A 26,579-nucleotide genomic window follows, 5' to 3' on the forward strand; every position below is an offset into this window, starting at 1 on the left:
ACGTATACTTCGGGCAAGCTAAATCTTCGTCACAGCGGCGAGCTTTGCGCCGCATCACTCGCGACCGAGCATGGCAAGCCCCAACAAAGCAATTCTCGCTTCCTCCGTTCAGACCGTCCGCGAAGTCGCACAAGGACGCAGCGCAAGACGCATCGTCCTCATCCTGTTCGTCGTGCTGGCGGTGTTCGGCGTGCTCGGCTTTTTCGCCGCGCCGCCGCTGATCCGCCATATCGCCGAACAGCAGTTGAGTCAGCAACTTGACCGGCCGGCCAGCATCGGCCGCATCGCGCTCAATCCGTACACCCTCAATTTCGAAGCGGACCGCGTGCATATAGGCGAGCGCGGCGGCAAGGGCGACTTCGTCGATATCGAGCGGCTGATCGTGCGGGCCTCGTGGAGTTCGATTTTCCGGCTCGCGCCCGTCGTCGATGAAGTGAAGGTCGACTCGCCGAGGTTCACGATCGTCCGCTACGACGCGCAGCGCTTCAATTTCTCCGACCTCATCGAGAAGTTCGCAAAGCAGCCGTCCAGGCCGGACAGCAAGCCCGCGCAGTTCTCGATCTCGAACATCCGGCTGGAGAACGGCAAGGTCACCTTCGATGACCGGCTTCTCGGTGTCACGCATGTCGTCGATCAATGGCGGCTCGGCATTCCGTTCATCGCCACCTTGCCGTCGAAGACGGACATCTTCGTCGAACCGCTGCTGCGCGCGCGGATCGACGGCAGCCCGCTCGCCATCGACGGCCGCACGAAGCCGTTCGCGAAGTCGCGCGAATCGGAAGTGTCGCTGCGCTTCGAAGGGCTCGACGTGCCGAAGCTGCTGTCGTACTCACCGGCGAAGCTGCCCGTCACGGTCGAGGCGGGCAAGCTGTCGAGCGATCTGAAGATGCGCTTCGTGATGACGGACAACGCGCCATCGCTGCGCATCACGGGGACGACGGATCTCGCCGACATCGACGTGCTCGACGAGCACAAGGCGCCGTTTTTCGCCGCGCGGTCGCTGCATCTGGCGGCGGCGATGCTGGAGCCGTTGAAGAGCGTCTACCGCTTCGACGACATCCGCCTCGACGCGCCCACCGTGCACCTCGCGCGCGACAAGAGCGGCGTGCTGAGCGTGCAGCATACGTTCGCACCCGCGCCGGCTGCCGCCGCGAGCGCGCCCGCGGCAGCGTCAGCAACGGGCAGCGAAGCGAGGCCCGAAGCAGCGAAGGCTGCGCCGCCGCTCGATCTGTCGATCAGGCAATTCGCGCTGTCCAACGGCACGGTCAATGTGCAGGACGAGGCGGCGTCGCGGCACGTGTCAGCGGGGCTGAACAATCTTGCCGTGACGCTCGCGGACTTCTCGACGCTCGGCACGACGCCCGCGCGCTATACGCTGAACACGAACATCACGAATCAGCCGCAGAGCACGCTCGCCGTGACGGGCAACCTCGCGCTCGCCGCGAAAACCGCCGACGCGAAGATCGATCTGAAGTCGGCGCAACTGCCCGTCCTGCAGCCGTATCTCGACACGCTGACGGCGGCGAAGGTCGTCGATGGAACGCTCAGCGTGCAGACGAACCTGGCGGCGAACTGGTCGAAAGAACCCGTCGATCTGCAGATCGGCGCAAGCCAGATCAGTCTGCAATCGCTGAAACTGGCGGCCGCCGGGACGAAGCAGCCGGTCATCGCGATCGCGCAAGGCAAGACCAGCGTCAAGCACGTGGATTTGACGGCCCGCAAGGCGGAGATCGACGGCGTCGATCTGACGGGCTTGTCCGTCGATGCGCAGCGCCTGACAGACGGCAGAATCGATCTCGCCGCGCTCGCCGCTCCGCCGAGCGAAGCCGTGCACGAGCGCACCGTGATCCACGCGGCCAGGAAGGCGACGGAAGAAGGGCCTGCGTGGCGCTACAGCATCGGCGAACTGAATCTGAAAGACGCGTCGGCCACGTTCACCGACAACACGACCGCGCGTCCCGTCAAAGTCGTCGTGACGCCGCTGCAGCTGAAAGTGCAGAAGATCACGGAAGACCTGAGCCATGCGCTGCCCGTCTATCTGCAGGCGACGGTCAACGGCAAGGGCACGCTCGGCGTGAAAGGCGACATGACGGCGGCGCCGCTCAAGCTCGCCGTGAAGATCGACGCGAACCAGCTGGACGCCGCCGCGTTCGAGCCGTACTTCGGTAACACGTTGAATGCGACGGTCGCGAGCGCGCTGCTGAACGCGAGCGGCGACGTGACGATGGCGCAGGGCGAGAAGTCGAAGGGCGTGCGCGCGGCTTATCGCGGCAGCGCGGCGCTCGTCGATGTGCGGATGATCGACAAGGCGACGTCCGACCCGTTCGCGGGCTGGCGCTCGCTGGCGCTGACGGGCCTGAAGGCGAACTATGACGAGCACGGCACCGATGTCGATGCGGCCAAGGTCACGTTCACGAACTTCTATGGCCGCGTGCTGCTCGACGCGCAAGGCAAGCTGAATTTGAAAGACGTGATCGCGCATGAGTCGGGCGCGCCGCAGTCGCTGACGCGCGACAAGAGCGGCAAGGGCAGGGAGCCCGTGCCGCTCAGTCCGCCCGCGGCATCGGAAGCGCAGGCCGCTGCGCCCGCTTCCGCCGCTTCGGGCGCGAATGCCACGAACGCGACGGTGACGGCGGCGGCGCCGTCGCAAAGCCCGGTGCGCCTGCACTTTGGTCAGCTCGTGCTGCAAAACGGCCGCGTCAACTACACGGACAACTTCATCAAGCCGAATTACACGGCGAACCTGATCGCAATTCAGGGGACGGTGGGCGCGTTCGGCACCGACTCGAAGCAGCCCGCGCCCGTCGATGTATCGGCGAAGCTCGCCGCCAATGGGCCGATCACGATCCGTGGCACTGTGAACCCACTGATCGCGAAGCCGGCGCTCGATCTGACGGCGACGGCGCACGGCATCGAACTGACCAACCTGACGCCGTACTCGGCGAAGTACGCGGGCTATCCGATCAGGAAGGGCAAGCTCAATGTCGATCTGCACTATCAGCTGGCAAACGACCAGTTGACGGCGAACAACCATATCTTCATCGATCAGCTCACGTTCGGCGACCATGTCGACAACGACACGGCGACCAAACTGCCCGTGAAGCTTGCGATCTCGCTGCTGAAGAATTCTCGTGGCGAGATCGATGTGAATATTCCCGTCTCCGGTTCGCTGAACAATCCGGAGTTCAGCATCGGCGGGTTGATCTGGCATGCGGTGCTGAATCTGCTGCAAAAGGCAGTGACCGCGCCGTTCTCGCTGCTCGCGCATGCGTTCGGCGGCGGTGGCGAGGAACTGGGCTACGTCGAGTTCGACGCCGGTTCCGCCGTGCTGTCCGATACGGCGCAGAAGAAGCTCGACACCATCGTCAAGGCGCTCTCCGACAAGCCGTCGATCCGCATCGAAATCATCGGCCGCGTCGATCCCGCCGTCGATCAGCCGGCGCTGCGCACGGCCTATGTCGACCGGCTCGTGCGCCAGCAGAAGGTGAAGGACGTCGTGGGTAACGGCGCGAGCGTCGATCCGATGAAGGTCAAGGTCGATGACACGGAATACGACAAGTACCTGACAAAAGCCTACAAGGATGCCGACTTCAAGAAGCCGCGCAATATCGTCGGCCTGACAAAAACCTTGCCCGACGACGACATGAAGGCGGCGCTCGCCGAACATGCGCCCGTCACGGATGCGAGTTTGCGCGATCTGGCGCAGCAGCGGGCGCAGGCGGTGCAGCAGTACTTCGAGGGCAAGATCGACAGCAGCCGGGTGTTCATCGTGGCGCCGAAGCTCGATGCTTCGGGCATCAACGACAAGGGCGCGACGACGCGCGTCGATTTCGGCCTGAAGTAACGCACGTCTCGCTTCTTTCAGCGGCGTCGGCCATGTGCCGGCGCGGCGCTTTCACTTACGTTTGTGCACATCTTTGCCGGTTTCCGTGGCGCGCGGGTCAACAATCGTCAAGGATGACTGATCGAACCCCCATAGGGTCAACCCATCCGCGCGACGTTCGTTTAGGATGCCAACCTTTGTGCGGCCACGCTGCGGCATGCGGCTGGCTGGCTCGCCGATGCAATCCTTCACGTCCGTATGTCGATGAAAACTGTCAAACCGCGCCGACTGTTGGCGCAACGGCTGTGTATTGCCAGCGTCGTCACGGCATTGGCTGGCTGCGCAAGCGCGCCGTGGGACGCGCCGTTTGCCGATTCGTCCGCCGCGTCCCCGCCTGCGCTGATGGCGTCTGCGGCTGTCGCGGCGGGCTACTACCGCGTGAATCCCGGCGACACGCTTGCGACCGTTGCGCTTGCGTTCGGGCGTGAACCGTCGCAAGTCGCCAGATGGAACCGCCTTCCCGACGATTACCCCGTAAGCGTCGGCCAGGTGCTGCGCGTCGCGCCCTGGCCGGGCGGGGCGGCTGGCGTGTCCCCGTCCGGCGATGGCGGCGCGCCCGCCGTCGCCGCGAAACGGGCGCGCTTCGTGTGGCCGGCGGTTGGCCCCGTTAGCGCGCGCTCCGACGCTGGCCATTCGAAAGGCATAGAGATCGGCGGCGCTTCCGGCGAGACGATCGTCGCGGCCGACGGCGGACGCGTGATCTATGCGGGAACCGAGATCAAGGCATACGGCCTGCTCGTCATCATCAAGCACGACAAGCGCTTCGTGAGCGCATACGGCAATAACGCCAGGCTGCTCGTGAAGGAGGGCGAGGTCGTCAGACAGGGACAGCCGATCGCGCAAATGGGCGCTTCCGACAACGCCCACCCGTATCTGATCTTCGAAATGCGCGACGGCGGCAAGGCGGTCGATCCGCAGAACTATCTGCCGAAGCGTTCCGGCTAACCCCGTCACGTCACGATGCGCGCCGTTCGCTCGCATATGGCCGGGCGGCCACGACGCGCGAGCCCCGGCGCGCATCGCACGACGCTCATCCGAAGACCAACCATCGTTTGAAAAAGAAACCTCTGCTGCGGCGGCTCGGCGCTTCCGTCTCGTTTTTGTTGCTCGCGAGCGCGCTGCCGGCATCGGCGGGCGCCGCAAAGCACAAGCCAGCCGATCCGAAGCCGCGTCACCGCGCGAAGAACGGCCAGCACGGCGCGCGCATCGATCCCCACCGGGACCCGCATTGCGATTCGCATCATGAGACGCGGGCAAGTGCGCATGCCGATCCGACAAGCCGTGCGAACCGCGCCGCGCACGCCGCTCACGCGGCGAGCCCGCAAGGGCATGCGTCGCGCTTCCGGCAACTGGGGCTCGCGTCGTGGTACGGCGTGGGCTTTCATGGCCGCCGCACCGCGACCGGCGAGCATTTCGACATGTACGCGATGACGGCTGCGCACCGCACGTTGCCGCTCGGATCGTATGTGCGCGTGACGTCGCTGGCCAATTCGAAATCGGTGGTCGTGCGCATCAACGACCGCGGGCCGTTTGCGCGCGGACGCATCATCGACCTGTCGTATCTTGCCGCGACTGCGCTCGGCATCCATCGCGCGGGCGTGGCGAAGGTGGAGATCGAGCGCGTCGAGCAGCCGGAGGTGGAGCGCATCGCGCATCGGCGGATGCATTTGACGACAAATGGATGAGCGTGTGCCGCAAGCAGCCGCCGTTTTCGCCAGAGCATCGCGTCAGGCTGCCCGCGTCGGCGCGACGGGCGGCTTCAGAAGTGTCCTTTCGATCACGCGCGCGAGCGTGTCGAACGCCGGGCCGATGCGGTCGTTCGGCACGCACGCGTAGCCGAGCAGCAGACCGCGCCGCTCGGGCGTCTCGCTGTTGTAGTACGACGCGAGCGGCCGCACGATCACGCCTGCTTCGTATGAAGCCGCCGTCACTTCGCGATCGTTCGCGTGATCGGGCAGGCCGAGCACGAGATGCAGACCGGCCTCGTCGCCCATCACAGGCAGCGTATCGCCGAAACGCGCGGTGATCGCATCGATCAGGATCTGCCGGCGCTCGCCGTACAGCGCCCGCATGCGCCGCACGTGCGAGGTCAGATAGCCGTCCATGATGAACTCCGTCAGCACGGCCTGCTGCATCAGCTGTCCTTCGCGATACAGTTCGGCGACGCCGGTGCGAAACGTATCGACGAGATGTTCCGGCGCGATCATGTAGCCGATTCGCAAGCCCGGAAACAGCATCTTCCCCAGACTGCCGACATAGATCACCTGGCCCGCGTCGTCGAGCCCTTGCAGCGACGCGAGCGGCCGGCTGCCGTAGCGAAACTCGCTGTCGTAGTCGTCCTCGATGATCCACACGCCATGCTGGCGCGCGTATTCGAGCAGCGTGCGGCGGCGCGCGAGGCTCATCACCATGCCGAGCGGATACTGATGCGACGGCGTGACGAGCGCGAGGCGCGGCGGCGTCTGTAAATCCGATTCGCTCGGGTTCAGCCCTTCGTCGTCGACGGGCACGGGCACGAGCGTCAGCCCCGACGACTGCAGCACGCTGCGCGCGCCCCAATAGCACGGCTCCTCGACCCACGCGCGGTCGCCGACATCCGTGAGCAGCCGCACGGCGAGATCGATCGACTGATGAATGCCCGTCGTGATGATGATCTGGTCCGGCGTGCACTTCACGGAACGCGCAACCCGCAGATAGTCCGACAACGCGCGCCGCAGCGGACGATAGCCTCCGCCCGGCGAATAGGTCAGCAGATCGGGGTTCGCTTCTTTCCAGAGCTTCGCCTGCAGGCGGCTCCACGTGCGCGCCGGAAACTCGGCGACATCCGGCACGCCCGGCATGAATGCTCCCCATTGCTTCGCCGACACGCCCGCCTGACGGATCAGCCGCGCGCCGCGCATCGACAGCCCGCTGCGAGCGGAAGCCGCCGCTTGCGGCGCAGCAGCGCCCGCGACGAAGCCGACAGGGGGCCTGGAGCCACTTGCCGCCGATGGCTCCCTGCGCGCGTTGACGGCGGCCGTATCGGGCCGCGTATCGGCGACATAGGTGCCGCTGCCCGTCGTCGAGATCACATAGCCTTCGGCCGTCAGCTGGTCGTACACGTGCAGTACCGTGTTGCGCGCGATGCCGAGATCGCCGGCGAGCGTGCGCGAGCTGGGCAGCTTCGCGCCGGGCAATAGCTGGCCCGTCAGGATGGCCTGCTGCATCAACCCGAGCACCTGCCGGTAGACGGGTTCGGCGGCCGTCCGGCCAAGCCGCGCGGCGAGCCAGTCCGACAAAATGACCGTGTCCAAGTGGTTCTATCCGGAATTATGAAATGGTTCCCTATTGTAGAACCGTAACCGGCTATAGTGGATCACGCAATCGATGCAATTCTTCAAAACGGGTAGAACCAAATCTGCGTAGAAACCCGTAGATGGAACGGCAACAGCAACCCTCTCGCAGGGGACCGTAGGAGACGGACACGATGAAAACCGAAGATGTAATCGTCAGCTTCCGGGGTGTGCGCAAGACGTACGACGGCGAAACACTCGTCGTCAAGCAACTCGATCTGGATATCTATCAGGGCGAATTCCTGACGCTGCTCGGACCGTCCGGCTCCGGCAAGACGACCTGCCTGATGATGCTCGCGGGCTTCGAGTTTCCGACGGGCGGCGAGATCTGGCTCGATGGCCAGTTGCTCAACAACGTGCCGCCGCACAAGCGCAACATCGGCATGGTGTTTCAGAACTACGCGCTGTTCCCGCATCTGACCGTCGAACAGAACGTCGCGTATCCGCTGACGGTGCGCAAGCTGCCCGCCGACGAACGTGCGGACAAGGTCAACAACGCGCTGAAGATGGTGCGCATGGAGAGCTTTGCGAAGCGCTATCCCGCGCAACTGTCGGGCGGGCAGCAGCAGCGTATCGCGCTGGCTCGCGCACTCGTCTTCGAACCCAAGCTCGTGCTGATGGACGAGCCGCTCGGCGCGCTCGACAAGCAGTTGCGCGAGCACATGCAATACGAACTCAAGTCGCTGCACGAAAAGCTCGGCGTCACCTTCGTCTATGTGACGCACGACCAGGGCGAAGCGCTGACGATGTCCGATCGCGTCGCCGTGTTCGACAAGGGCATCGTGCAGCAGCTCGATACCGTCAATAGCCTCTACGAAGCGCCGTGCAACGAGTTCGTCGCGAACTTCATCGGCGACAGCAACCGGCTGCGCGGCACGATCGCGAATGTCGATGGCGATTACTGCGAGTTTCACCTGATCGACGGCACGCGGCTCGTCGGGCGCAATATCGGTGGCGCGGCGGCGGGCGCGCAAGGCGTCGCGTGCATCCGCCCCGAACGCATGAAGCTCGCGGCAGGCGCGTCGAGGCCGGGCGCAAATGCGCTCGCGGGCGAAGCGCGCGGCCTCATCTACTTCGGCGACCACGTGCGCATGCGCTGCGGTCTGCCGCAACAGGACGAGTGCTTCGTGAAGGTGCCGCTCGGCACGGAAGCCCTCAACGGCTTCGCGCCCGGCGCGCCCGTCGCGCTCGAGTTCGCGCCGGAACATCTGCGCGTGTTCGCGTGAGCGGCATCAGCAAAAAGCAGGCATCACAACAACCTCCACGTCGTAAGCAGCACAACCACAACATAGAGGAACCATCATGAAGAAGATCGTGCAATCGCGCTGTGCCGTGGCTGTCGGCGCTTTCGTCCTCGCGCTCGGCTCAGCGGGAATGACACAGGCGGCGAACGCGGCGGAACTGACGGTCGTGAACTTCGGCGGCGCGAACGGCGACGCGCAGAAGGCGGCCTTCAACCAGCCGTTCGAAACGCAAAGCGGCACGAAAGTGACGGCCGTCGAATACAACGGCGAGCAGGCCAAAGTGAAGGCGATGGTCGAAGCGAAGCATGTGAACTGGGACGTCGTCGAAGTCGAATCGGGCGACCTCGGACGCGGCTGCGACGAAGGCCTGTACGAGAAGCTCGACTGGTCAAAGCTCGGCAAGAAGTCGGATCTGATCCCCGAAGCGCCGCAAACGTGCGGCGTCGGCATCTTCGTGTGGTCGACGGCGATGGCGTACAACGCCGACAAGCTGAAGACGGCGCCCACGAGCTGGGCGGACTTCTGGGACACGAAGAAATTCCCGGGCAAGCGCGGCATGCGCAAGGGCGCGCGCTATAACCTGGAGTTCGCGCTGATGGCCGATGGCGTCCCGCCGAAGGACGTCTACAAGGTGCTCGCAACGAAGGAAGGCCAGGACCGCGCGTTCAAGAAGCTCGACGAACTGAAGCCGAATATCCAGTGGTGGGAAGCGGGCGCGCAGCCGCCGCAGTTCCTCGTCGCGGGCGACGTCGTGATGTCGACGGCTTATAACGGCCGCATCGATGCCGCGCAGAAGGAAGGCAAGAACCTGAAGGTCGTGTGGAACGGCAGCATCTACGACCTCGACTATTGGGCGATGCCGAAGGGCACGCCGAACAAGGCGCTCGCCGAGAAGTACATCGCGTACACGATCTCGTCGAAGCCGCAGCAGGACTACGCGAAGCACATCGCGTACGGCCCGGTGAACGAGTCGGCGATCAAGTCGCTCGACGCGAAGACGCTCGCCAATCTGCCGAACTCGCCGGCCAACGGCAAGAACGCAGTGCTGCAGAACCTGACGTTCTGGACCGATCACGGCGACGAACTGGAGCAGCGTTTCGCATCGTGGGCATCGAAGTAAGCGTGCCGCGAGGGACGCGACGCGGCTTCGTGTGACGCGGGCGGCATCGCAGGATCGCGGCATCGCAGAGGTGGCTCGTCAGGGGGCTGGGGAGGTGGTGGAGCGCTAACTTCGGTTGACCCCGGCGTGGGACCGGAGGTAGGCGTTGAAGCGCCGACTTCGGTCGACTCACCAGGGGTTGGAGTAGGCGCTGAAGCGCCAGCTTCGGCCGACCCCGGCGTGGGGCCGGAGTAGGCGCTAAAGCGCCAACTCCGGTCGACTCACCAGGGGGTTGGAGTAGGCGCTGAAGCGCCAACTCCAGCCAACCAAGGCGTGGGACCAGAGTAGGCGCTAAAGCGCCAACTCCGGTCGACTCACCAGGGGGTTGGAGTAGGCGCTGAAGCGCCAACTCCAACCGACCTGGCGTGGGACCAGAGTAGGCGCTAAAGCGCCAACTCTGGTCGACAGGAGAAACATGTGACAACTATCACCATCGCCGCCGACTCGGCCCCCGAGTCGACCAACAAACTTAAGCGCGAACTGAAGGCCGCGGAAGCGAAGAAGCGCGCAATGGCGCTGCTGCTGATCGCGCCGCTCGCAATCTTTCTGCTGATGATCTTCGTCGTGCCGATCGGCGCGCTATTGACGCGCGCCGTCCAGAACCCCGAGATCGCGAGCGCGCTGCCGCATACGGTGACGGCGTTGCGCGACTGGGACCGTAAGTCCGCGCCACCCGACGCCGCCTACACGGCGCTGGCCACCGACCTCACGGCGATCGCCGATGGCGAAGCGATGGGCGCATTGGCGCGCCGGCTGAACACGGAAATTCCGGGCTACCGTTCGCTCGTCGCGAAGACGGCGCGCGCGATGCCGCTCAACGATGACGCAGGCCAGGCATTGCCGCCCGCGCAGATCAGGGCGAAGCTCCTCGAACTCGACGAGCGCTGGGGCGACGCGAAATACTGGCAGGCGATCGCGAAGAACGGCAGCGCGTACTCGCCGTTCTATCTGCTCGCCGCGCTCGATCACAAGCAGGATGCGTTCGGCCACATCATCCCGACCGACCCCGACCAGCAGATCTATCTCGCCGTGTTCAGCCGCACGTTCGTGATCGGCTTCGCGGTGACGATGTTCGCGCTCTTGCTCGGCTATCCGCTCGCGTACTGGATTTCGACGCTGAACGAACGGCGCGCGAATCTCGTGATGATCCTCGTGCTGATTCCGTTCTGGACGTCGATTCTCGTGCGCGTCGCCGCGTGGATCGTGATTCTGCAAAGCGAAGGGCTCGTCAACAAGGCGCTGCTCGGCATGGGCGTGATTCACGACCCGCTCGCGTTGCTGTTCAACCGCACCGGCGTCTACATCTCGATGACGCATATCCTGCTGCCGTTCATGATCCTGCCGCTCTATAGCGTGATGAAGTCGATTCCGCCGAGCTACCAGCGCGCGGCGATTTCGCTCGGCTCGCATCCGTTCGCGGCGTTCTGGCGCGTGTACGTGCCGCAGACGTATCCGGGCGTCGGCGCGGGCGCGCTGCTCGTGTTCATCCTCGCGATCGGCTACTACATCACGCCGGCACTGCTCGGCGGGCCGAACGACCAGATGGTCAGCTACTACGTCGCGTACTTCACCAACGTGACGATCAACTGGGGCATGGCGTGTGCGCTCGGCGGCCTGCTGCTCGCGGCGACGCTCGTGCTGTATGTGATCTATGGACGCTTCACGCGTTCGCAAGTAAGCCTGGGTTGAGGAGCGCGCGATGAAACTGGCCAAACCGATGTTCGCGCCGCATACGTCGATGATCGAGCGCGTGTGGTACTTCACGCTGCGCGGGCTTGCCGTGCTGACGCTGCTGTATCTGATCCTGCCCGTGCTCGCGATCGTGCCGCTGTCGTTTTCGTCGAGCACGTTCCTCGTGTATCCGATTCCGGGCTGGTCGGTGCGCTGGTATCAGAACCTGATCGCCTCCGACGAATGGCGGATGGCCGCGAAGAACAGCTTCATCGTCGCGCCATCGGCGACGGTGCTCGCCACCGTGCTCGGCACGCTTGCGGCAATCGGCCTGACGAAGGCGAACTTCAAGGGCAAGGCGCTGCTGATGGCGATCCTCATTTCGCCGATGATCGTGCCCGTGGTGGTGGTCGGCGTCGGCATGTATCTGTTCTTTGCGCCGCTCGGGCTCGCCAACACGTATATCGGCCTCATCATGGCGCACGCGTCGCTGGGCGTGCCGTTCGTCGTGACGACGGTGGCGGCGACGTTGCAGGGCTTCAACTACAACCTCGTGCGCGCGAGCCTGTCGCTGGGCGCGAACCCCGTGAAGACATTCTTCAGCATCACGCTGCCGGTGATTGCGCCGGGCGTGATCTCGGGCGCGCTGTTCGCGTTCGCAACATCGTTCGATGAAGTGGTGGTCACGCTGTTTCTCGCGGGCGCGGATCAGACGACATTGCCGCGGCAGATGTTCACCGGCATCCGCGAAAACATCAGCCCGACGATTGCCGCGCTCGCGACGATTCTGATTGTGTTTTCGACCTGTCTGCTGCTCGCGCTGGAGTGGCTGCGCGGCAGGAATGCGGCGCGGGCGGTGGCGGTGTAAGCGCGCAGTTTGCCCGATTGAAAGTCCGGTTGCGGTGGAAGGGCCTCACGGTTTGTGAAAATCGTGGGGCCCTTTCTATTTGCGATCAGCGATCCGTGAGTCTTCTTCACAAACGTTGACAACCCAAGCCACGTACTGCTGTACAACTACCGCCGACCACACGTGTGGCGTCAAGCAGAGCGGGATCATCGCAACGACATGCTCTCGCCCGGATAACTCAAGGCACTAACCTGGGAAAACTATGGAACACGGAATCATTGCGTGGTTGATCATCGGCGGCGTCGCGGGCTGGCTCGCGAGCATGCTCGTGTCCGGTGGCGGCTTCGGCGTGATCGTCGATATTCTCGTCGGCATTGTGGGGGCGTTCATCGGCGGCTGGCTGTCGCGCGTATTGCATGTCTCGCTCGGCAACGGATGGATCGGCTCGATCATCACGGCGTTCATCGGAGCCGTCATTCTGCTGTTCGTGATCCGGCTTTTCCGGCGCCGATGACGTTTTTCGCATCACGCATACGCAAAAACGACAAACCCGGCATCGGCCGGGTTTGTCGTTTTTGCTCGTGCATTGCATGCGGCATTACTGCTTTCCCAACTGCTCGACCTCATCTGGCGGCATCCCACCCAGCGCCTGAAACAAAGCGGCCGTATCCGCGAGACGCTCGGCCTGCGCGCGCGTCCTGTCGAGCGCCGTCTGCAATGCCTGCCGCTGTGTATCGATCAGGCCGAACTGGCTGACACCGCCCGCAGCATATTGGCCCCGCGCGATCTTCACGCTCGCTTGCGCTTCACCGTCAGCTTCGTCGCGTGCCTGCAGTTCATGCGCGTCGTCATTCAACGCGTGCAGCGCATCGGCGACCTGTTGCAGCGCCTGCAGCACGGTCTGCCGGTACGACGCGAACGCCGCGTCATAGGCGGCCTGCGCAGCGCGCTTCTTCGCGTGCAACTCGCCGCCATGAAAAAGCGGCTGCGTCAGATTCAGTCCGATGTTCCAGATGTTCATGCCGTTGACGATATCCTCGACGCGCGTGCGCTGAGACCCCGCACCCGCTGACACCACGAACTGTGGATACAGGTTCGCGGTCGCGACGCCGACGTTCGCGCTCGCCCGATGCAGCAGCGCTTCGGATGCGCGAATGTCGGGGCGTTCGCGCGCGAGCGTCGACGGCAGCGTGACGGGCACGGTGTCGGGCAGATGCAGCGCATCGAGCGTGATAGCGCTGAACTCCGCTTTCGATGGCGGCGCGCCGAGCAGGATCGCAAGCTGATGGTCGGCCTGCGCGAGTTGCGCCGTCAGTGGCGGCAATTGCGCGCGTGTCTGCGCGAGCAGCGTGCGCTGCGTGCGCACGTCGAGTTGAGCGACACCGCCCGCGGCATAGCGTCCTTCGATGATCGTCAGTTGTTGTGCCTGTGCGTCGGCGCGTTGCTGCGTCAACGCAAGTTGCTGTTGCAGCGACGCACGCCGTATCGCCGTCGATACCACGTTGCCTGCGAGCGTCAGCCGCGCGGCGGCGAGTTCAAAACGCTGATAGTCCACTTGCGCGAGCAGCGCTTCAAGCGCGCGCCGGTTGCCGCCGAAAACATCGAGCACATACGACACGCTCACCGATGCATTGAACAGCGTGAACGGCCCCGTATTCGGCACATTCGGAATGCCGAAGGCCGTCGGATCGACCTTCTGGCGCGAGCCGGAGAGCTTCGCGTCGATCTCCGGAAACTGCGTCGCGCCCGCCTGCGCGACATAGTTTTCATGCGCCTCGGCGAGCTTTGCCCGTGCCTCGTCGAGCGTCGGGCTGTGTTGCAGCGCCGTGTCGACAAGACGGTTCAGCGCGTCGGAGCGAAACTGCATCCACCAATGCGGCAGCGCGCTGTCCGCGATGGCGAGCGTTTGTGTCGCGCCTGCCGCTTGCGTCGAATTGGGCAATGCTTCACGCGTGTACGTTTGCGCATCGGGTGCGGCGGGCGAGCGGAAGTCCGGGCCCACCGCGCAACCGCACAGCGCAAGCGCGGACAACAGCACATAGCGTTTCATCGTCGAGCCCTCCTAATCCAGCGTGCGCCGATAGAAGCGCACCGCAATCGCCATCACGATGACGGTGAAGATCGCGACGGGCCACACGGAAGGCCACAGGTCCACCCAGCCGTTGCCCTTCAAGAGAATGCCGCGCACCAGACGGTTGAAATACGTGAGCGGCAGCAGATTGCCGATCCATTGCGCCCAGACGGGCATGCCCGCAAACGGGAACATGAAGCCCGACAGCAGCAGGCTCGGCAGAAAGTAGAAGATCGTGAGCTGCATCGCCTGCAACTGGTTTTGTGCAATCGACGAAAGCGTGATGCCGACCGTCAGGTTCGCCGCGATGAACAGCAGCGCGGCGACATAGAGCGCGATCAGGCTGCCGACGAACGGCACATGAAACACATAGCGCGCGGCCGCGAGAATGATCGACGATTGCACGAGCCCGATCGCGATGTACGGCACGAGCTTGCCCGCGATCACCTCCAGCGGCAGCACGGGTGTCGCGAGCAGGTTTTCCATCGTGCCGCGCTCGCGTTCACGCGTCATCGCGAGGCCCGTCATCATCACCATCGTCAGCGTGAGGATCGTGCCCATCAGGCCCGGCACGACGTTGTATTGCGTGATGCCTTCAGGGTTGTACAGCTTGTGAATCAGCACGTCGAACGCGGCGGGCGCGCCGTTCAGACGCGCAAGCGGTCCCGTAATGTCCTTGTCCGCCACCGATTGCACGAGCCCCGGCAGCGCCGCAAGCGGCGCCTGGGTCGCGGTTGGATCGCTCGCGTCCGCTTCGACGAGCAGCGAGGGCCGCTCGCCGCGCAAGAGCCGCCGCGAAAAATCGGTGGGAATCGACACGACGAACGTCACATCGCCTCGCGCGAGCGCGCGGCGCGCCGCTTCGTCGTCGTGCAGCGTATCGACGATATCGAAGTAATCGGAGTTCTTCATCGCGGCGACGAAGCTGCGCGAAAACTGGCTCTGGTCACTAATGACGACAGCCGTGCGCAGATGCTTCGGGTCCGTGTTGATCGCGAAGCCGAATAGCGCCAGCTGAACGATCGGCAAGCCGACGATCATGCCGAACGTGATGCGGTCGCGACGCAACTGGATGAACTCCTTGAGCACGATGCCCCACCAGCGCGTCACGGAAAAAATTCGGTTCACGCTGCTTTCCCATAGTTGTCCGCCGAGCGGCTCATCATGTAGATGAACACGTCTTCGAGGCCGGTCTCGATCGGTTCGATCCGCACGGGCATGCCGGACGTCGTCTGTCTGATCGCCTTTTCGAGCGCTGCGTGATCGTGTCCGCTCACGTGCAGCGCGGAGCCGAACACGACGGTCTGATCGACGCCGGGCGTCTTGCGCAACTGCTCCGACAGCTCGGTCAGGCGTTCGCCGTGTATCGACCAGGTGGCGAGATCCTGTGAATCGATGACCTGTTGCGCGGTGCCTTGCGCAAGCAGCTTGCCGTACGCGATATACGCGAGCTTGTGGCAGCGCTCTGCTTCGTCCATGTAGTGCGTGCTGACCAGCACCGAGATGCCTTGCGCCGCGAGACGGTGCAGCTCTTCCCAGAAGTCGCGGCGCGCGGTGGGATCGACGCCTGCCGTGGGCTCGTCGAGCAGCAGCAGCTTCGGCTCGTGCAGCATGCATGCGGCGAGTGCGAGCCGCTGCTTCCAGCCACCCGACAGCGCGCCCGTCAACTGATCGGCGCGTGTCTTGAGCCCGAGATTCTCGAGCGCGCGGTCCACCTTCTCCTTGCGCTCGCGCATCTGATAGATGCGCGCGACGAAGTCGAGATTCTCGCGGATCGTCATGTCTTCCCAGAATGAGAAGCGCTGCGTCATATAGCCGACGTTGCGCTTGATCTGCGCACTTTCCCGCACGATGTCGTAGCCAAGGCAGGTGCCGCTGCCTGAGTCGGGCGTGAGCAGTCCGCACATCAGGCGGATCGAAGTCGTCTTGCCGCTGCCGTTGGGTCCGAGAAAGCCGAAGATCTCGCCGTGCGCGACCTGTAGCGTCACGTCGTTGACGACATGCTTGTCGCCGAAGTGCTTGTTCAGGTTGTGCACGTCGATCGCGGGCGTGCCGTTCAGTGAGCCATTTGGCGAGCCGTTCGGTGAGCCGTGCTGCATTCCGTTCTGCGCGCTCATTGCAACGTCACCGAAACAGGCTGGCCGGGATGCAGGCGCGGCGCATCGTCGGCAGATGGATGCGCTTCGACCATGAACACGAGCTTCGCGCGGCTCTCGTTGCTATAGATGACGGGCGGCGTGTATTCCACCGCATTCGACACGTACGTGATCTTTGCATTGACATCGGCGGCGCAGCCGTCGCAATGGATCGTCAGTGCGCGGCCGGGCGCGAGCGAGCCGACCACCGTCTCCGGCACGAAGAAGCGCACCTTGATGTTCTGCGGCGGCAACATCTGCACGACGGGGCTGCCCGCCTGCACCCATTCGCCGAGGCGATAAAGCGTGTCGTACACACGTCCTTTCGCGGGCGCATTCACGTGCTTCTGGTCGAGCTTCCATTGCGCTTGCGCGACGGCCGCCTGCGCCGCGTCGACCTGCGCGGCCTGTGCGAGCAGTTGCTGAGAACGGCCCGGCAGCCGCGCGACCTCGACCTCGTGCGTCAGCTCCCGCACTTGCGCATTGGCGGCGTCGGCGGCTGCGCGCGTATCGTCGAGCTGTCCCTTCGGAACGCCGCCGACGCGATACTGCGCTTCGTCGCGCGTCAATTGCAGCGCGGCCTTGCGTGCATTCGCGACGGCCTGTGCAAGCTGCGCCTTCGTCACGTCGATCTCGACCGGGCGCTTGCCCGTCTGGATATCGGCGAGCTGCGCACGGGCGGCGGCAAGCTGCTGCAGTGCCTGTTGCAGCGCTGCCGCTTCGTCGACGGATTCGAGCGCGAACACGGGCGCGTTGAGCGCGATCTCTTCGCCGCGCGCGACGTCGAGCTGTGTCAGCTTGCCGGATTGCGACGAGCCGAGATACACGAATTCACCTTCGACATAGCCTTGCCAGGTCTTGTCGTCGCGATGCGAGCAAGCGCCGAGCACGGCGCATGCAACGAGTGCGGCGATGAGCCGGAGATGGGAATGTTTCATCACCTGGACCTCGTGGATGTGCGGCGCGCGGTCTTGCGAGGGGCGCGGGGCGCCGTCGCGGGCGTTTTCATGCCGCCCAGCAGCAGCGCGGCGACGTGCCGTTTCAAGGTGTCGCGCTCGATCGGCGCAAAGCCGCGGATGCTTTGCCACAGCGTCGCTGCGGCCTGCGGCAGCATCACGAGCGCGATGATCGAGTTGAACATGAGCAGCGCATCGAGTTCGGGATTCACGTCGCCCGCCTGCTGCGCCTCTTTGATGCGCGCGCCGAAGCGCTTGATGTTGTCGAACGGAATGCGCGTGATCATACGGTCGCGCAGCATGCCGCCCTCATTGACGACCTCGCGCAGCCATAGCGGCGGCAGCCACGGCATGCGGCCCGTCACGTCGAACAGCCGCGTGACGAATTCGCCGACCATCACGAACGGATCGTCGTCCGAATCGCCGCCGGTAGCGCCCCAGACAAAGCCGACGGCGGGCGCGAGCCGCTCCTCGACGATCGCATCCAGCAGGGTCTCGCGATTCGTGAAGTAGTAGTGCACGAGCGCGGACGTGACGCCCGCCGCCGTGGCGATCTGCGCGACGGTGGTGGCCGCGATGCCGCGCTCGGAAAAGAGACGCGTGGCCGTATCGAGCAGATGCTCGCGCACGTCGAAGTTTTCGACTGCGGGACGCCGGCCGCGCGGTTTGGCCGGTTGACGTTTCGTGTTCATGGGATAGAAGCTTAATTGACGAGTTAGTTAAATTCAAGCGGGTTTACCTCAGGTGCGACGAGTTGCCCGCTGATCGCGGGCCGCACGCGTGTCGCAGCGAAGCGAGGTTTTCGCCTGCCTGATTTACTCGGGAATTGCCGCCGGCGGAATAACAGACTTCATCGAAAATATCGCAAAGAAAAATTTGGATTGCAGAACATTCCGCAGTCTGAATGTGGTTGTAATGATCTAGAATAATTGCCTTAAAGAGGCGTTTGGGTGATTAACCGGAAAATTGGCGTCGACCGCTGTTGCGGCGAATCAAAAAGAATATCTGGAGGAAGGCATTTGGCTTCTATATTAATCGTGGATGATCATCCGGCGTTTCGTCTGGTTATCAAAACTCACCTATTGCAATTGCTTGGAACTCAACAGGTATTGGAAGCCGACAACGGTCAGTCCGCAATGGAAATGGCGCGTCAATATACGCCGGATCTCACCATTCTCGATCTGGATATTCCGCGCATAAACGGCCTCGATGTACTTGCGCGCCTGAAAGCCGCGCATCCCGGCATGCGTGTGCTGATCCTGTCGAGCCACGACGCCGGTACGTTCATTTCTCGCGCGATGCGTGCGGGCGCACAAGGTTTCGTCAGCAAGTCGCAGGACGTGAAGGAAATCATGCGCAGCGTCGAAGCGGTGATGTCGGGCTATAGCGTGTTTCCCGTCGCGCCGTCAGCGAGCGGCGGTTCCGTCCAGCACGCCGCGCGCGACGGCAAGCTCGAGCGGCTGTCCGACAAGGAACTCGTGATCCTGCAGATGCTCGCCAAGGGCATGTCCAACAAGTCGATCGGCGATGCGCTCTTCATCAGCAACAAGACGGTCAGCAGTCACAAGACGCGTCTGATGAACAAGGTGGGTGTCGAGACGCTCGTCGAACTTGTCGATTTCGCGCGGCGCTATGGCATCGCCGCTGCCCAGCAGTGATGCCAGCGCGATGTGCAACGTATTCAATCACGCGACGAGCACAGGCGCGCTGCAGCAGAGAATCGACGCGCTCGCGATTGGCGATCGCGCTGTCGCCCGGGACGTGACGCGCGCGCTGATTGAAACGAACCGTGCAACGCTCCAGTACATGTGGGCGGCCCGTCATGCCGGGTTGTGGGGCGATCTGGGCCGGGCCGCTCATCGCCTCGCGGGTTCGCTGCGAATGCTCCGGTGCAATCGGGAAATCGCCCTGACCCTGCGGCTGGAGCGCGCCGCACTCGAGCGCGATGCGCGTCGCGTCGACGGACTACTGCCGATCGTGACGCAAGCCGTCGATCAGTTGAACGAGCAACTCGACCACCTGCTGGCCTGACGCGACGCGTGAAAAAGCCGCTGCGCTGTGCCTATCGTGGCGCGAGCGGCAATTAATACTTGCTTGCGACAAATCGGGCATTTTCTCCTGCATAGACGAATCGACGCCCTATACTGATGGTTAGCGCGGCCGGGCGGCCTTCCCCGGGTCCGCACAGACCAGCCGCGCCAACCGCACACGGTTCTCTGATCGTCTCCACCGTGTTTCGCGGTGTTCGGGCCCGCATTCTGCGGGCCTTTTCTATTGATCTTCAATCAGGCTCGGCTTATTGGCTGACTTTCCAGCGGGAACTGGCGCGGTCGAGTTCCACCATTTGCGCGTTCATCCGCGCAACGAGCCCACCGATCAAAGCATCGTCGAGAGGCGTCTGCGCGGCGCTTGCGCGTTGCAGCGCATGCATCAGGCCACGATTTCCGATTGCGATGAAATTCATCCAGCAGGGGTTGCTGTGAGACGGGCGCGTCTGAATCATCGCGGCGAGAGTATCCCTGTCGTGGTCGATGTCGTTGAACGCGCGATCGAACGGATGCGGGGGCTGCTTGGCCGCGCATGCTTCGACATGTCGGAAGCCCTGTGGCTCGAACCGTGCAACGCGATTCACACGTTCGGCATGCGTTTTCCGATCGACGTAGTGTTTATCGATGCCAGCGGCCGCGTGCTGACGATTCATCCCGATGTGGGGCGCGCGCGCATGCTGGTCTGCTGGCGAGCGCGGGCGGCGCTCGAAATGCGCGCGCATGCGGCGCAGGCGTGGCGGATCGCGGTCGGCGATTCACTGGCATGGGAGGCGGTGTCATGAAGCGCCGCGATGCAAGCAGGCGGCGGATCGCGGGGCAGGGGATGACGGAATTGCTGGTTGCGGCTCCGCTTCTATTGTTCTTCGGTTTCGTGACGGTGCAGCTCGTCTTGCTGTATCAGGCGAAGTCGACGCTCGATGTCGCCGTGCTCGAAGCCGCGCGCGAAGGGGCGGTGAATCACGGCTCGATGAACGCGATTCAAGCGGGTCTGGCGCGTGGTCTTACGCCGCTGTATGCGCGTCGCGCCGATGCGCCGGGTTTTCAGGCAGCGCTGCTCGCAGCCCGGCGCGCGGTCGCGTCGATCGAAATCGTCAGCCCGACGCCCGCGATGACGCGCGACTTCGCGCGGCCTCGCTTCTATCCCGACGAAGGCGCGACACACGATGAAATCCCCAACGACACGCTGATGTATCGCGACACGGTGCGTGGCCCGGAGTCCGGCGTGAACGTGCAGGACGCCAATCTGCTGAAGGTGCGCGTGCATTATTGCTTCGACATGGCGGTGCCCGTCGCGAACAAGGTGCTGTACTACGCGACGAATGTGATCGGCAACATCGCGGCGAACGGCGTGTTTTCGCGTGAGCCGGCGGATGCGAATGTCGATGTGTACGGTTCGCCGCGACGGCCTGACGCCGTGTGCAGCACCACGCTCGCCGATGGATTGCAGAGCGGACGGTGGCCGGTTGCGCTCGAATCGGAGGCGGTCGTGCGGATGCAGTCGCCGTTTCCGGCGGACGTGGCCAATGAGTTTCGCGTGATGACGGGGCGTTGATGCGTCGCGTGGTCGTATCCGCGATGCTGGCGTGCGCCGCAGGCGGCTGCGTTAGCGCGACGCGCGCGGCGGCGCGGGTCGAGACGGTGATCGGCGGATTGAAGAACGCTGAGGACGCTGGCGACAGCGAGCCGTTGGTCATCGACTTCGCCACGCCATTCGATGCTAAAGGCGCACGCTCAAGCGTTCTGGCATGGACGCCCCTCGTCGAGGAAGCGGCGCGGCGTTTCGGCGTCGATAGAGCGCTGCTGCTGGCCGTCATCGACGTCGAGTCGGGTGGCAATCCGTTTGCGATGTCGCCGAAGGGCGCGAGGGGTTTGATGCAGTTGATGCCGGCAACGGGTCTCCTGCAAGGCGCCGACGATCTGTTCGATCCTTACCAGAACGTCCGGGCGGGTGCGCGTTTGCTCGACACGTTGCTCGCGAAATACGGCGAAGTCTCGTTGGCGCTCGCTGCGTATAACGCGGGTGACGGCGCAGTGCGAAAGAACGGCGGCGCGATTCCGCTGTATGGTGAAACGCAGAACTATGTGCGGCGCGTGATGGAGCGCGTGGCCAGGTACCGTCGCTAGCGGGTGGACAAAAAAAAGCCCGGCAGAACCGGGCTCATAAAAGTCACTGCGTCCTCATCGAGAACGCAGCACCTGCAAAACTGCTTATGCCGCGAGCAGCGAGCGCAGCACGAACGGCAGGATACCGCCGTGCTTGTAGTAATCGACTTCGATGGGTGTATCGATACGCAGCAACACAGGCACGCGCTGGTCAGAACCGTCCTTGCGATGGATCACCAGCGTGACTTCCTGTTGCGGCTTGAAGTCGTCGCCGAGGCCTTCGATGTCGTACGTTTCTTCGCCCGTGATGTTCAGCGACTGCACGCTGTCCGAGCCCTTGAACTGCAGCGGCAGAACGCCCATGCCGACCAGGTTCGAACGGTGGATACGCTCGAAGCTGCGTGCGACCACAGCCTTCACGCCCAGCAGTTGCGTGCCCTTCGCTGCCCAGTCACGCGACGAGCCCGTGCCGTACTCTTCGCCCGCGAACACGATGGTCGGCGTGCCGGCGTCGATGTACTTCATGGCTGCGTCGTAGATCGACAGTTGTTCGCCGCTCGGCTGGTGAATCGTCAGGCCGCCTTCGACGCGCGTGCCGTCTGCCTTCGCCGGAATCATCAGGTTCTTGATGCGGACGTTTGCGAACGTGCCGCGCATCATCACGTCGTGGTTGCCGCGGCGCGAGCCGTAGCTGTTGAAGTCGGCCTTCTGCACGCCGTTTGCCTTCAGCCACTTGCCTGCGGGCGAATCTTCCTTGATCGAGCCTGCCGGCGAGATGTGGTCGGTCGTCACCGAGTCACCGAAGATGCCCAGTGCGCGTGCGCCCTTCACAGCGGCGATGCTCGAAGCCGGCTCCATCGCGAAGTCCGTGCCGAAGAACGGCGGCTCGGCGATGTACGTCGACTTCGGCCAGTCGTAGACCTGGCCTTCTTCGCCTTCGATCTTGCTCCACAGGTCGCCCTTCTTCGTGAGCTGCGAATAGTTCGTGCGGAATGCGTCGGCGTCCAGCGCGTACTTGAGCAGCGCGTTGACTTCTTCGCTCGACGGCCAGATGTCGCCGAGATAGATGTCGCGGCCGCCCTTGCCCTTGCCGACGGGTTCCGTCATCAGATCGCGCGTGATGGTGCCCGCGATCGCGTAAGCGACGACCAGCGGCGGCGATGCGAGGAAGTTCGCGCGGATGTTCGGGTGAATCCGCGCTTCGAAGTTGCGGTTGCCCGACAGCACGGCTGCCGCGACGATGTCGTTCTTCGTGATCGCTTCGTTCAGTTCCGGCGTCAGGTCGCCCGCGTTGCCGATACAGGTCGTGCAGCCATATGCAGCCAGCGTGAAGCCGAGTTTGTCGAGGTACGGCAGCAGGCCCGTCTTCGTCAGGTACTCGGTGACGATGCGCGATCCCGGCGCCAGCGATGTCTTGATGTGCGGCGCGACTTCCAGGCCGGCTTCGACAGCCTTCTTTGCCAGCAGGCCAGCCGCCAGCAGCACGCTCGGGTTCGACGTGTTCGTGCACGACGTGATCGCGGCGATCAGGATGTCGCCGTTCTTCACGTTGACGCCGTTGCTCGTCGTGTATTGCGTGTCGAGTTCAGCAGCCTTCTTGGCGAAGCCGTTTTCGTTGACGGGCTTCGAGAACAGGTCGGTGAACGTCGACTTGACGTTGGTGATCTCGATGCGGTCTTGCGGACGCTTCGGACCGGCCAGCGACGGCGCGACCGTGCCCAGGTCCAGCGTGACGACCTTCGTGTAATCGATGTCGCCTGCGTCGGGGATGCCGAACAGTTCCTGCGCCTTGAAGTAGTTTTCGAACGCCGAGATTTCGGCGTCCGTGCGGCCCGTGCCCTTGAAGTAGTCGATCGTCTTTTCGTCGACGGGGAAGAAGCCCATCGTCGCGCCGTATTCGGGCGCCATGTTGCCGATCGTCGCGCGGTCCGGCAGCGACAGCGAGCGCGTGCCTTCGCCGAAGAACTCGACGAACTTGCCGACCACCTTCTCCTTACGCAGCAGCTCGGTGATGGTCAGGACCAGGTCCGTCGCCGTCACGCCTTCGCGCAGCTTGCCCTTCAGGTGCACGCCGACGACGTCCGGCGTCAGGAAGTACACCGGCTGGCCGAGCATGCCTGCTTCCGCTTCGATGCCGCCCACGCCCCAGCCGACCACGCCGATGCCGTTGATCATCGTGGTGTGGCTGTCCGTGCCGACGAGCGTGTCCGGGTAGTACACGGAGTCGCCGTTGTCAGCCTTCTTGTGCACGCCGCGTGCGAGGTATTCGAGGTTCACCTGGTGAACGATGCCGACGCCCGGCGGCACGACCTTGAACGTGTCGAACGCCTGCATGCCCCACTTCATGAACTGGTAGCGCTCGTTGTTGCGCTGGAATTCCAGCTTCATGTTCAGGTCGAGCGCGTCCTTCTCGCGGAAGTGGTCGATCTGTACCGAGTGGTCGACGACGAGATCGACGGGCACCAGCGGCTCGATCGACTTCGGGTTCTTGCCGGCGCGCTGCGCAACGCCGCGCATGGCCGCGATGTCGGCAAGCAGCGGCACGCCCGTGAAGTCCTGCAGCACGACACGCGCGACGACGAACGGAATTTCGTCGACGCGAGAAGCCGTCGGCTTCCAGTTCGCGAGCTGTTCGATGTGTTCTTCTGAGATCTTCTTGCCATCGTAGTTACGCAGCACCGATTCCAGCACGAGGCGGATCGACACGGGGAGCCGCTCGATCTTGACGTTCAGTGCCTTACCAAGCTGCGGCAGCGAATAGAACTTGCCTTTGCCGGAACCGCTGTCGAATTCCTTGAGCGTTTTGTGGAGGTTGTGGGCCATGGTAGTTTTCCTGAGGTTTCGAGGAAATGACGTTGCTACGTTTCTGAACTAAATGACATACAGATCGACGTATTCATTGACCGGCATCGCTTCTAGCTTTGCCTGGTCCAGCGACACATCGAGGACCGCCTGTTGTTGCTTCGCCGGAAAGCGCCGCGCGAGGTTCGTCTTGAACTTCTCGACCAGCAGCGGGATGCCTTCGGCGCGGCGACGCTTGTGACCGATCGGATATTCGACGACCACCTCGTCGAACTTCGATCCGTCGGTGAACTCGACTGTCAGCGCATTCGCAATCGAGCGCTTGTCCGGGTCGTGATAATCCTTCGTGAATCGCGGGTCTTCCACGCAGTGCATCTTGTTGCGCAGCGCGTCGATGCGCGGGTCCTGCGCGACTGCGTCTTCATAGTCCGCTGCCGTCAGGCGCCCGAAAATGAGCGGCACCGCGATCATGTACTGGATGCAGTGATCGCGGTCGGCGGGATTGTTGAGCGGCCCTTTCTTGTCGATGATGCGAATCGCGGCTTCGTGCGTGCGAATCGTGACCTTCGCGATGTCTTCGACGCGTTTGCCGCTCGCGCTCAACTGCTGATGCAGCGTCATCGCCGCTTCAGCGGCTGTTTGCGCGTGGAATTCGGCGGGGAACGAGATCTTGAAGAGCACGTTCTCCATCACGTATGAACCGTACGGCCGCTCGAAGCTGAACGGCTGTCCCTTGAACAGCACGTCATAGAAGCCCCACGTCTTCGCAGTCAGCACCGACGGGTAGCCCATTTCGCCCGTCTTCGCGATCAGCGCGAGGCGCACCGCGCGCGACGTTGCGTCGCCTGCTGCCCAGGACTTGCGCGAGCCCGTGTTGGGCGCATGGCGGTAGGTGCGCAGCGCATGTCCATCGACAAACGCCTGCGAGACTGCGTTGATCAGCTCATCGCGCGTCAAGCCGATCATCTGGCCGACCACCGCTGTCGAAGCGAGCTTCACGAGCAGCACATGGTCGAGGCCGACCTTGTTGAACGAGTTTTCGAGCGCGATGCAGCCTTGAATTTCGTGCGCCTTGATCATGCCGATCAAAACGTCTTTCATGACCAGCGGCTTCTTGCCGTTGGCGATGGCGGTGCGCGAGAGCCAGTCGGCCGTCGCGAGAATGCCGCCGAGGTTGTCCGACGGATGGCCCCACTCTGCTGCGAGCCAGGTGTCGTTGAAGTCGAGCCAGCGGATCATCGCGCCGATGTTGAACGCGGCTTGCACAGGGTCCAGCTGGAACGGCGTGCCCGGCACCTTCGCGCCGTTCGGGACGATCGTGCCCGGCACGATCGGTCCCATCAGCTTGGTGCAGGCAGGGTAGGACAGGGCCTCGAGTCCGCAGCCGAGCGTGTCGATCAGACAGTTGCGCGCCGTCTCCAGCGCGAGATCGCTCTCGAGCCTGAAGTTCAGCACGTAGTCGACGATATCGACCAGCACTGTGTCCGGATCGGGCCGGACGTTGGAGACGGGTGCGGACATCGAGGCTTATCCTGTTCGGCCCGTGTTACTGGGCCTTGTTGATGGCGTTCGACTGCGTCGGCGCGGGTGCGCCAGCCGTCATCGCAGCCGTCTTGCACTCGTCAGCCAGACGCGAGCTGTCCTTGTCCGAGAACAGCATCGCCTTGCTCGGAATCACGACGAGGTCCATGCCGCTGGCTGCGTCGTGGAAGCGGTCTGCGCCCGTCGTCGTGGCTTCACGCGGCAGGTTGTAGTTCTTGTTGCCCCAGTGGACGGTGACGATCTGGTCGCGCTTCATGTCGCCCTTCATGTCGAACGACAGACCTTCGTTGCACGACCACTTTTCCGAACCTTCCGGCACGGCATCGACCTTCGCTTCCTTCTCCGGATTCGGCTTGCGCTTGATCAGGCGCTTGGGCTGCGGCGCCTTCGGCTTGGCATGCGTCGGCGAGGTCGACGATTGTGCGAATGCGCTGGGCGCCGTCACCAGCAGTGTCGAAGACAGAGCGCCAATAACGGTAGCGATCAGCAGTTTTTTCATGGGTGAGAACCTTTCTATCTAATTTCAATGTTTAAACAGTGCGCGATTGCGACTTCCGCAACCGCCGGGGTGCTGCACGCGCCCCGAAGCGCACAGCGGACGCTATTTTCTCCTATTTAGCGCCATGAATTTCAAATTCTCCGGACCCGTGTAATTCGCGCTCGGGCGGATGATCTTGTTGTCGATGCGCTGCTCGATGATATGCGCGGACCAGCCGGAGGTGCGCGAAATCACGAACAGCGGCGTGAACATCGCGGTCGGCACGCCCATCATGTGGTACGACACGG

The 26,579-nt window shown here is 63.6% G+C and carries 23 protein-coding genes; 13 read left to right on the forward strand and 10 right to left on the reverse strand.

Annotated elements, in window-relative coordinates; genetic code table 11:
* The first annotated feature begins 70 nt into the window (after nt 1-70).
* The 3 genes from J8I87_RS35365 to J8I87_RS35375 all read left to right on the forward strand — a co-directional run bounded on the left by J8I87_RS35365 (nt 71) and on the right by J8I87_RS35375 (nt 5,568).
* Nucleotides 71-3,844, forward strand: coding sequence for a DUF748 domain-containing protein (locus tag J8I87_RS35365; protein WP_209936951.1), 3,774 nt, complete (start codon nt 71-73; stop codon nt 3,842-3,844).
* Nucleotides 3,845-4,087: 243 nt separating this feature from the next.
* On the forward strand, nt 4,088-4,828 hold the full coding sequence (locus J8I87_RS35370) for a peptidoglycan DD-metalloendopeptidase family protein (protein ID WP_209936952.1): 741 nt from the start codon (nt 4,088-4,090) through the stop codon (nt 4,826-4,828).
* A gap of 107 nt (nt 4,829-4,935) precedes the next feature.
* The gene (locus J8I87_RS35375; protein WP_209936953.1) at nt 4,936-5,568 is read left to right on the forward strand and encodes a septal ring lytic transglycosylase RlpA family protein; all 633 of its coding nucleotides are present in this window, start codon (nt 4,936-4,938) and stop codon (nt 5,566-5,568) included.
* A 42-nt stretch (nt 5,569-5,610) separates the two neighbouring features.
* Here the strand turns inward: J8I87_RS35375 and J8I87_RS35380 are convergent, their stop codons facing one another.
* Nucleotides 5,611-7,176, reverse strand: coding sequence for a PLP-dependent aminotransferase family protein (locus J8I87_RS35380; protein WP_209936955.1), 1,566 nt, complete (start codon nt 7,174-7,176; stop codon nt 5,611-5,613).
* Between the two features lie 173 nt (nt 7,177-7,349).
* On the opposite strand from J8I87_RS35380, the gene J8I87_RS35385 reads away from it, so the two are divergent.
* From J8I87_RS35385 to J8I87_RS35405, 5 genes are all read left to right on the forward strand, one after another.
* Nucleotides 7,350-8,441 (forward strand): ABC transporter ATP-binding protein, encoded by a 1,092-nt coding sequence (locus J8I87_RS35385; RefSeq protein WP_209936956.1) that lies wholly within the window; start codon nt 7,350-7,352, stop codon nt 8,439-8,441.
* Nucleotides 8,442-8,517: 76 nt separating this feature from the next.
* Nucleotides 8,518-9,579: an ABC transporter substrate-binding protein gene (locus J8I87_RS35390; protein WP_209936957.1), complete on the forward strand. Its 1,062-nt coding sequence runs from the start codon at nt 8,518-8,520 to the stop codon at nt 9,577-9,579.
* Between the two features lie 465 nt (nt 9,580-10,044).
* Nucleotides 10,045-11,307, forward strand: coding sequence for an ABC transporter permease (locus tag J8I87_RS35395; RefSeq protein ID WP_409518864.1), 1,263 nt, complete (start codon nt 10,045-10,047; stop codon nt 11,305-11,307).
* 10 nt (nt 11,308-11,317) lie between these two features.
* Complete coding sequence (locus J8I87_RS35400; protein WP_209936960.1) at nt 11,318-12,157, forward strand: ABC transporter permease; 840 nt, start codon at nt 11,318-11,320, stop codon at nt 12,155-12,157.
* 241 nt (nt 12,158-12,398) lie between these two features.
* Complete coding sequence (locus J8I87_RS35405) at nt 12,399-12,650, forward strand: GlsB/YeaQ/YmgE family stress response membrane protein (protein WP_209936961.1); 252 nt, start codon at nt 12,399-12,401, stop codon at nt 12,648-12,650.
* An 84-nt stretch (nt 12,651-12,734) separates the two neighbouring features.
* On the opposite strand, the gene J8I87_RS35410 is transcribed toward J8I87_RS35405, so the two are convergent.
* From J8I87_RS35410 to J8I87_RS35430, 5 genes are read right to left on the reverse strand one after another with little or no spacing between them, the layout of a single operon-like run.
* Nucleotides 12,735-14,186, reverse strand: a complete 1,452-nt coding sequence (locus tag J8I87_RS35410; protein WP_209936963.1) for an efflux transporter outer membrane subunit — start codon at nt 14,184-14,186, stop codon at nt 12,735-12,737.
* Nucleotides 14,187-14,198: 12 nt separating this feature from the next.
* Nucleotides 14,199-15,335, reverse strand: coding sequence for an ABC transporter permease (locus J8I87_RS35415; RefSeq protein WP_209936964.1), 1,137 nt, complete (start codon nt 15,333-15,335; stop codon nt 14,199-14,201).
* Nucleotides 15,332-16,306, reverse strand: a complete 975-nt coding sequence (locus tag J8I87_RS35420; RefSeq protein WP_209936977.1) for an ABC transporter ATP-binding protein — start codon at nt 16,304-16,306, stop codon at nt 15,332-15,334. The genes J8I87_RS35415 and J8I87_RS35420 overlap by 4 nt, the downstream gene beginning before the upstream one ends.
* Before the next feature lie 14 nt (nt 16,307-16,320).
* The gene (locus tag J8I87_RS35425; protein ID WP_209936965.1) at nt 16,321-17,280 is read right to left on the reverse strand and encodes an HlyD family secretion protein; all 960 of its coding nucleotides are present in this window, start codon (nt 17,278-17,280) and stop codon (nt 16,321-16,323) included.
* A complete protein-coding gene (locus tag J8I87_RS35430) occupies nt 17,280-17,990 on the reverse strand; it encodes a TetR/AcrR family transcriptional regulator (protein ID WP_209936966.1) in 711 nt (236 codons plus the stop codon). The genes J8I87_RS35425 and J8I87_RS35430 overlap by 1 nt, the downstream gene beginning before the upstream one ends.
* A gap of 327 nt (nt 17,991-18,317) precedes the next feature.
* Here J8I87_RS35430 and J8I87_RS35435 point away from each other — a divergent pair, with 327 nt between their 5' ends.
* From J8I87_RS35435 to J8I87_RS35455, 5 genes are all read left to right on the forward strand, one after another.
* Nucleotides 18,318-18,956, forward strand: coding sequence for a response regulator transcription factor (locus tag J8I87_RS35435; RefSeq protein ID WP_209936968.1), 639 nt, complete (start codon nt 18,318-18,320; stop codon nt 18,954-18,956).
* The gene (locus J8I87_RS35440; RefSeq protein WP_245254385.1) at nt 18,931-19,329 is read left to right on the forward strand and encodes an Hpt domain-containing protein; all 399 of its coding nucleotides are present in this window, start codon (nt 18,931-18,933) and stop codon (nt 19,327-19,329) included. Before J8I87_RS35435 ends, J8I87_RS35440 begins: the two co-directional genes overlap by 26 nt.
* 268 nt (nt 19,330-19,597) lie before the next feature.
* Nucleotides 19,598-20,128 carry a DUF192 domain-containing protein gene (locus J8I87_RS35445; protein WP_313067867.1) on the forward strand — a complete coding sequence of 177 codons (531 nt, stop codon included), beginning with the start codon at nt 19,598-19,600 and terminating at the stop codon, nt 20,126-20,128.
* Nucleotides 20,125-20,898, forward strand: a complete 774-nt coding sequence (locus J8I87_RS35450; RefSeq protein ID WP_209936969.1) for a TadE family protein — start codon at nt 20,125-20,127, stop codon at nt 20,896-20,898. Before J8I87_RS35445 ends, J8I87_RS35450 begins: the two co-directional genes overlap by 4 nt.
* Nucleotides 20,898-21,470 carry a lytic transglycosylase domain-containing protein gene (locus J8I87_RS35455; protein WP_209936970.1) on the forward strand — a complete coding sequence of 191 codons (573 nt, stop codon included), beginning with the start codon at nt 20,898-20,900 and terminating at the stop codon, nt 21,468-21,470. The genes J8I87_RS35450 and J8I87_RS35455 overlap by 1 nt, the downstream gene beginning before the upstream one ends.
* Nucleotides 21,471-21,554: 84 nt before the next feature.
* On the opposite strand, the gene acnA is transcribed toward J8I87_RS35455, so the two are convergent.
* The 4 genes from acnA to J8I87_RS35475 all read right to left on the reverse strand — a co-directional run.
* Nucleotides 21,555-24,272: an aconitate hydratase AcnA gene (gene acnA, locus J8I87_RS35460; RefSeq protein WP_209936971.1), complete on the reverse strand. Its 2,718-nt coding sequence runs from the start codon at nt 24,270-24,272 to the stop codon at nt 21,555-21,557.
* A gap of 48 nt (nt 24,273-24,320) precedes the next feature.
* A complete protein-coding gene (locus J8I87_RS35465) occupies nt 24,321-25,772 on the reverse strand; it encodes a bifunctional 2-methylcitrate dehydratase/aconitate hydratase (RefSeq protein WP_209936972.1) in 1,452 nt (483 codons plus the stop codon).
* 25 nt (nt 25,773-25,797) lie between these two features.
* Nucleotides 25,798-26,292 (reverse strand): hypothetical protein, encoded by a 495-nt coding sequence (locus tag J8I87_RS35470; RefSeq protein ID WP_209936973.1) that lies wholly within the window; start codon nt 26,290-26,292, stop codon nt 25,798-25,800.
* Between the two features lie 102 nt (nt 26,293-26,394).
* Nucleotides 26,395-26,579, reverse strand: a 185-nt coding sequence (locus J8I87_RS35475; RefSeq protein ID WP_280923133.1) for a citrate/2-methylcitrate synthase, incomplete at its 5' end; no start/stop codon positions are given.

Origin of the sequence: Paraburkholderia sp. LEh10 (assembly GCF_017814945.1) — a bacterium.
GTDB lineage: Bacteria > Pseudomonadota > Gammaproteobacteria > Burkholderiales > Burkholderiaceae > Paraburkholderia.

Bases quoted from the DNA above. Each gene is read 5' to 3' on its own strand.
- J8I87_RS35455 (WP_209936970.1), top strand. From the start codon at position 20,898: ATGCGTCGCGTGGTCGTATCCGCGATGCTGGCGTGCGCCGCAGGCGGC.
- J8I87_RS35385 (WP_209936956.1), top strand. From the start codon at position 7,350: ATGAAAACCGAAGATGTAATCGTCAGCTTCCGGGGTGTGCGCAAGACG.
- J8I87_RS35365 (WP_209936951.1), top strand. From the start codon at position 71: ATGGCAAGCCCCAACAAAGCAATTCTCGCTTCCTCCGTTCAGACCGTC.
- J8I87_RS35420 (WP_209936977.1), bottom strand. From the start codon at position 16,306: ATGCAGCACGGCTCACCGAACGGCTCGCCAAATGGCTCACTGAACGGC.
- J8I87_RS35370 (WP_209936952.1), top strand. From the start codon at position 4,088: ATGAAAACTGTCAAACCGCGCCGACTGTTGGCGCAACGGCTGTGTATT.
- J8I87_RS35470 (WP_209936973.1), bottom strand. From the start codon at position 26,292: ATGAAAAAACTGCTGATCGCTACCGTTATTGGCGCTCTGTCTTCGACA.
- J8I87_RS35430 (WP_209936966.1), bottom strand. From the start codon at position 17,990: ATGAACACGAAACGTCAACCGGCCAAACCGCGCGGCCGGCGTCCCGCA.
- J8I87_RS35410 (WP_209936963.1), bottom strand. From the start codon at position 14,186: ATGAAACGCTATGTGCTGTTGTCCGCGCTTGCGCTGTGCGGTTGCGCG.
- J8I87_RS35405 (WP_209936961.1), top strand. From the start codon at position 12,399: ATGGAACACGGAATCATTGCGTGGTTGATCATCGGCGGCGTCGCGGGC.
- J8I87_RS35390 (WP_209936957.1), top strand. From the start codon at position 8,518: ATGAAGAAGATCGTGCAATCGCGCTGTGCCGTGGCTGTCGGCGCTTTC.
- acnA (WP_209936971.1), bottom strand. From the start codon at position 24,272: ATGGCCCACAACCTCCACAAAACGCTCAAGGAATTCGACAGCGGTTCC.
- J8I87_RS35465 (WP_209936972.1), bottom strand. From the start codon at position 25,772: ATGTCCGCACCCGTCTCCAACGTCCGGCCCGATCCGGACACAGTGCTG.
- J8I87_RS35450 (WP_209936969.1), top strand. From the start codon at position 20,125: ATGAAGCGCCGCGATGCAAGCAGGCGGCGGATCGCGGGGCAGGGGATG.
- J8I87_RS35425 (WP_209936965.1), bottom strand. From the start codon at position 17,280: ATGAAACATTCCCATCTCCGGCTCATCGCCGCACTCGTTGCATGCGCC.
- J8I87_RS35440 (WP_245254385.1), top strand. From the start codon at position 18,931: ATGGCATCGCCGCTGCCCAGCAGTGATGCCAGCGCGATGTGCAACGTA.
- J8I87_RS35400 (WP_209936960.1), top strand. From the start codon at position 11,318: ATGAAACTGGCCAAACCGATGTTCGCGCCGCATACGTCGATGATCGAG.